Source organism: Pseudoduganella sp. RAF53_2, from assembly GCF_052113985.1.
In the GTDB taxonomy this organism is placed as follows: domain Bacteria; phylum Pseudomonadota; class Gammaproteobacteria; order Burkholderiales; family Burkholderiaceae_D; genus Rugamonas.
Genome location: NZ_JBFRDW010000412.1, coordinates 1 through 5,433 on the forward strand (window position 1 = coordinate 1; position 5,433 = coordinate 5,433).

Consider the following 5,433-nt stretch of genomic DNA (forward strand, 5'->3'; position numbering starts at 1 on the left):
GGGATGGGCCGCGATTTCGGCTTCGCTGGTGAACAGATTGTCGCCATAGAAGTCGATGCCCGCCGCGCGCGGCAGATAGATATCGTAGGGGAAGCCGACGCGGTCCAGATAGTCCGGTTCATTGGTGACGAAGATGGACATCGCATCCACCTTGCCCTTCACCAGATCGTCCGGATTGAAGCTGTGCTCTACGCGAATCAGGCTGTTGGTGGCGATGCCTTCCTTCTTCAGATAAGCCATGACTTCGTCGGCCTGGGTCAGCTCGTCGGTCAGCGAGCCGATCATCACGCGCTTGCCGACTATGGCGTGGATATCCGGTGCGGGTCCGGTCTGGCGCATGGCCAGCGCATAAGGCGAGTGCTGGAATACCACCGCCAGCACCACCAGCGGTTTGCCAGACAGGCGCGCCAGCAACAGGCTGCTGCTGCCTACGCCATACTGGGCGCTTCCGGCCAGCACGGCGCGCTCAGGCTCATTGCCGTCGGTGCCTTCGCGGAATTGCACATCCAGCCCGGCTTCCTTGTAATAGCCTTTTTCCAGCGCGGCGTAATAACCGGCGAACTGGAACTGGTGGGTGTGCTTCAGCTGGAGGATGATTTTTTCCTGCGCCAGCGCTGCTGCGGGAAGCAGCAATACGCCTACCGCACACCAGACAGCCAGTCTGGCGGAAAGTCGGAGCAGGCGTTGGGTCAGGATGTCGCGCACTGAACGGTCCGGAGTGGCTGGTTGGCAATGGATGACAACCCGATTGTAGCCGCTCCGGCCCTTGCGTCACGCGCTGTGTGGCTTTCGCGCAGCAGTAGGGGGACGGGCGTCCCCCCGATTAGGATTATTGCAGGGCGGTAGGAACCAGCACGGCCGCTGCGGTGCTGCCGCTGCTGCCATTGCCTTGCTGGCCCTCGGCTGCGCGGCCCCAGCCCCACAGGGTACCGTCGGTCTGCACGCCGAAAGAGTGCACGATGCCGGCGCTCACACCTTTCCAGATGGTGGAGGTGCCCACCTGCGTCGGCGCGCCGCTATCGAAGGTATTACCGGCGCCCAGTTGGCCATCGCTATTGGAGCCCCAGGACCAGAGCGTGCCGTCCGCTTTAACAGCCAGCGAGTGCTGGCCGCCGGCGGCGACGCTGGCCCAGTTCATGTCCGTACCGATCTGCACCGGTGCGGTAGCGTTGCTGGCGCTATTGTTGCCCAATTGGCCGGAACCATTGCTGCCCCACGAGAACATGGCGCCGTCCGCGCGGATGGCCAGGGTGTGCGAGCCACCGGCCGCCGCAGTCACCCAGGTCGACGTGCCGACCTTGGTTGGCGCGGTCAGGTCCACCAGGCCGCCATTGCCGAGCTGGCCGCTGGCGTTGCCGCCCCAGGCATACAGGGAACCGTCGGCGCGCACGCCGATGCTGTGGGTAGCGCCTGCGGAAACCATTTTCCAGTTGGTGAAGGTACCGATCTTGGTCGGCACCAGCTTGTCGACCGTGGTGCCGTCGCCGAGCTGGCCGTTGAAGTTGCGGCCCCAGGCCCACAGCAGGCCACTCTTGTCGATGGCCAGGGTATGCGCCTTGCCGGCGGCCACAAAGACCCAGTTCTTGCTGGTGCCGATCAGGGTCGGTACCGGCTTGGAGTCGGTGGTGCCCGTGCCCAGCTGACCGTTCTGGTTAAAGCCCCAGGCCCACAGGGAACCGTCGGCGCGCAGCGCCACGGTGTGGAATTCGCCGCTGGCGACCTGCTTCCAGGTGTTCACGCCACCGCTGACTGCCACCGGCTTGTTCTGGTCGGTGGTGCTGCCGTCACCCAGCTGGCCCCAGCCGTTGCTGCCCCAGCCCCAGATGGTGCCGTCGCGCTTCAGCGCCAGCGTCTGATTGCCGCCGGCGGCAACCGAATCCCATGGGTTGGTAATGGTGATGGCCGTGCTGCCGGAAATGCTGCCGGAAGTGGCGGTAATGGTTTCACTGCCGACGACTTTCGTGGTCACCAGGCCGGTGGTGGCCACGGTCGCATTGCTGCCTTTGACGGACCAGGTGAGGTTGTCCTTCAGAACAGCGGTCTTGCCGTCGGAATAGGTGCCGGTCGCCGTCAGCTGCAGGGTAGTGCCGACAGGAATAGTTTGGTTGGCCGGCGTCAGCGCGATCGACTGCAGGGTTGGCGTAGTGGTGGATGGCGTAGAGCTGCTGTCGCTGCCGCCACCGCCTCCGCAGGCCGCCAGCAACGCCAGCACCGGGATCAGCAGGAGGGACTTCATGGTCATTTTCATAATCATCCAGATAGATAAGTCGCGGATACCGGTCAGTGTACCCACAGTTCAGCCCGCGCCAAGGCACAAGCACGCGGGGATTATCCATGTAAATTATGAAATTGGGAAACCTTTGGGGAAACCCAGGGCGTGAACCTGGTGGCAGCCACATCGTGGCTGCCACCTGTTTTTGGCCTCGGGTTTAAGGTTTGCGGCCGCCGCGGGCCGGCTTGGCGGCGGGCGCCGCCTTTTTGATCTTGATCGTGTCCAGAATCGCAGGACGCGACTTGGTCTCGATCGTGGCGCGCGCGGTCAGCGAACCGGTCAGTGCATTGGCCTTGCCGCGGCCGCCGCCGGCTGCCGGCAGACCCTTGCCGCCACGCTTCTCGGCGCCCGGCGCCAGCATCGGCATGGCGCGCTTGCCGGCGGATGCCTTGAAGTTCTCTTCCCCGTCCTGGTAAGGCGGAATCAGATGGCGCTCGCCGGTACCGATCAGGTCACCACGGCCCATTTTGCGCAAGGTGTCGCGCAGGATCGGCCAGTTCTTCGGATCGTAGTAGCGCAGGAAAGCCTTGTGCGCGCGGCGCTGATGCAGCGTGCGCGGCGTGAACACTTCTTCCGAATCGTCGGTGACCTTGTGCAGCGGATTCTTGCGCGAGTAGTACATGGCGCTGGCCATGGCCATTGGCGTCGGCATGAAGGTCTGCACTTGGTCCAGGCGGAAGTTGTTCTTCTTCAGCCACAGCGCCAGATTCAGCATGTCCTCGTCCGTCGCGCCCGGGTGGGCCGCGATGAAGTAAGGGATCAGGTACTGCTTCTTGCCCGCTTCCAGCGAATACTTCTCGAACATGGCCTTGAACTCGTCATAGGCGCCAATGCCCGGCTTCATCATTTTGCTCAGCACATTGGTTTCAGTGTGCTCAGGCGCGATCTTCAGCAGGCCGCCCACGTGGTGGGTCACCAGTTCCTTCACGTACTCAGGCGAACGCACCGCCAGGTCGTAGCGCAGGCCCGACTGGATCAGGATCTTCTTCACGCCCGGGATCGCGCGCGCCTTGCGGTACAGCTTGATCAGCGGGTTGTGGTTGGTGCCCAGGTTCACGCAGATCGACGGATAGACGCAGGACAGGCGGCGGCAAGTCTCTTCGATGTTCTTGTCCTTGCAGGACAGGCGGTACATATTCGCGGTCGGGCCGCCCAGGTCGGAAATGATGCCCGTGAAGCCCTTGGTCTTGTCGCGGATGTGTTCGATCTCGCGCAGGATGGACGGCTCGGAGCGGCTCTGGATGATGCGGCCTTCGTGCTCGGTGATCGAGCAGAAGGTGCAGCCGCCGAAGCAGCCGCGCATGATGTTGACCGAGAAGCGGATCATTTCCCAGGCCGGGATATTCGCATTGCCATAGCTCGGGTGCGGAGCGCGCGCGTATTCGAGGTCGTAGACGTTATCCATCTCGTCCATCTGCAGCGGCAGCGGCGGCGGGTTCATCCACACATCGCGCTCGCCGTGGCCCTGCACCAGGGCGCGCGCATTGCCGGGATTCGATTCCAGGTGGAACACGCGCGAAGCGTGAGCGTACATCACCGGATCATCCTTGACCGTGTCATAGGACGGCAGGCGCACCACGGTCTTGTTGTGCTTTTCCTTGGCCGCGGCCAGGCGCTCTTCGCGCGTCATGATGACGATCGGTTTGACCGTTGGCTCAGGCGCTGCGTTTTCGGTGGCGCACTCTTTGGTGTCTTCCTTCGCCATGGCGTAGGGATTCGGGTGGGCGTCGATACGGCCCGGCACGTCCACGCGGGTGGAATTGTGCACCGACCATTCGGCGTCCGGCAGCCAGCCTTGCGGCACCATGAAGGCCGTGCCGCGCAGGTTCTTGATGTCCTTGATGCTTTCGCCATCAGCGATGCGGCGCGTCAGGTCGACCAGCGCGCGTTCGGCGTTACCGAAGATCAGCAGGTCGGCCTTGGATTCGATCAGCACCGAGCGGCGCACCTTGTCCGACCAGTAGTCGTAGTGGGCGATACGGCGCAGCGAGGCTTCGATCGAGCCGACCACCACCGGCACACCAGGGAAAGCTTCACGCGCTTTCTGGGCATAGACGGTCACGGCGCGGTCAGGGCGCTTGTTCGGTTCGCCGCCCGGGGTGTAGGCGTCGTCGGAGCGGATCTTGCGGTCAGCCGTGTAGCGGTTGACCATGGAGTCCATATTGCCGGCGGTGATGCCCCAGTACAGGCGCGGCTTGCCCAGCTTGCGGAAGGATTCCACATCGTTCCAGTCCGGCTGGGAAATGATGCCAACCTTATAACCCTGAGCTTCCAGCAGGCGGCCGACCAGGGCCATGCCGAAACTCGGATGGTCGATATAGGCGTCGCCGGTGACGAGAATGACGTCGCACTGATCCCAGCCCAGTTCGTCCATTTCGGCACGGGACATGGGCAGGAAAGGCGCAGACGCAGCGCGGGCAGACCGCTTGGGAACGGCCGCAAAAAGGTTAGCTGGGGAATTCATCCGGGCATTTTACAGGAAAATGCCCCATTTCGCGCGCGGCGGTCTGAAAAAGGCCTTATTTTTCAGTTACTTGTGCGCAAACATAAAGGAAACCATGGCAAATATTTATTGAATATCGTGCCTTTTTTGCTATAACTGTAATACAACCTGTGACAGGAGGACCATTATGCGACGCAGACTGTATTACATGCTTCCCGACGTCAAGGCCGCGCGAACTGAGCTCGATGAACTCTTGCTTGCGCGTATAGAAGAACGCCACATCCGCTTCCTCGCCAAGGAGGGCACGCTACCCGACGATTGTCCGGGGTGCTCTTTCCTCGTTAAGACCGATTTGATCCATGGCGCCCAACTCGGCGTGATCATCGGTGGCGTTGTAGGCCTGCTGGCAGGTATCTTCCTTGTGATGTTCCCTCCCGAAGGACTGACCATGCGCACCGCGGCGATTCTGCTGGTGGCCATGGGCGGCGCCGTGTTCGGAGGCTGGGCAAGCGGCATGAATGCAGCAGCGATTCCCAACAAGAAGCTGGAACAGTACGCCGACCGCATCGAGCAAGGCCAGGTGCTGATGATGGTGGACGTGCCTGTACGGCGCATGAAGGAAATCGAGGAGATGATCGCCAAGCGGCATCCCGACTTCAAGTTTGGCGGTGAAGACCCGCCCATGCTGGCGTTCCCATAACGCCGGCCTCCCGGGGGG

The 5,433-nt window shown here is 62.4% G+C and carries 4 protein-coding genes; 1 reads left to right on the top strand and 3 read right to left on the bottom strand.

Annotated elements, in window-relative coordinates; genetic code table 11:
* From AB4Z11_RS21525 to AB4Z11_RS21535, 3 genes are all read right to left on the bottom strand, one after another.
* Nucleotides 1-705, bottom strand: a 705-nt coding sequence (locus AB4Z11_RS21525; protein ID WP_442027563.1) for an ABC transporter substrate-binding protein, incomplete at its 3' end; no start/stop codon positions are given.
* 124 nt (nucleotides 706-829) lie between these two features.
* Nucleotides 830-2,236 (bottom strand): RCC1 domain-containing protein, encoded by a 1,407-nt coding sequence (locus AB4Z11_RS21530; protein ID WP_442027564.1) that lies wholly within the window; start codon nucleotides 2,234-2,236, stop codon nucleotides 830-832.
* A gap of 193 nt (nucleotides 2,237-2,429) precedes the next feature.
* Nucleotides 2,430-4,661: a YgiQ family radical SAM protein gene (locus AB4Z11_RS21535; protein ID WP_442027565.1), complete on the bottom strand. Its 2,232-nt coding sequence runs from the start codon at nucleotides 4,659-4,661 to the stop codon at nucleotides 2,430-2,432.
* 241 nt (nucleotides 4,662-4,902) lie between these two features.
* On the opposite strand from AB4Z11_RS21535, the gene AB4Z11_RS21540 reads away from it, so the two are divergent.
* Nucleotides 4,903-5,415: a DUF1269 domain-containing protein gene (locus AB4Z11_RS21540; protein WP_442027566.1), complete on the top strand. Its 513-nt coding sequence runs from the start codon at nucleotides 4,903-4,905 to the stop codon at nucleotides 5,413-5,415.
* Nucleotides 5,416-5,433: the final 18 nt, after the last annotated feature.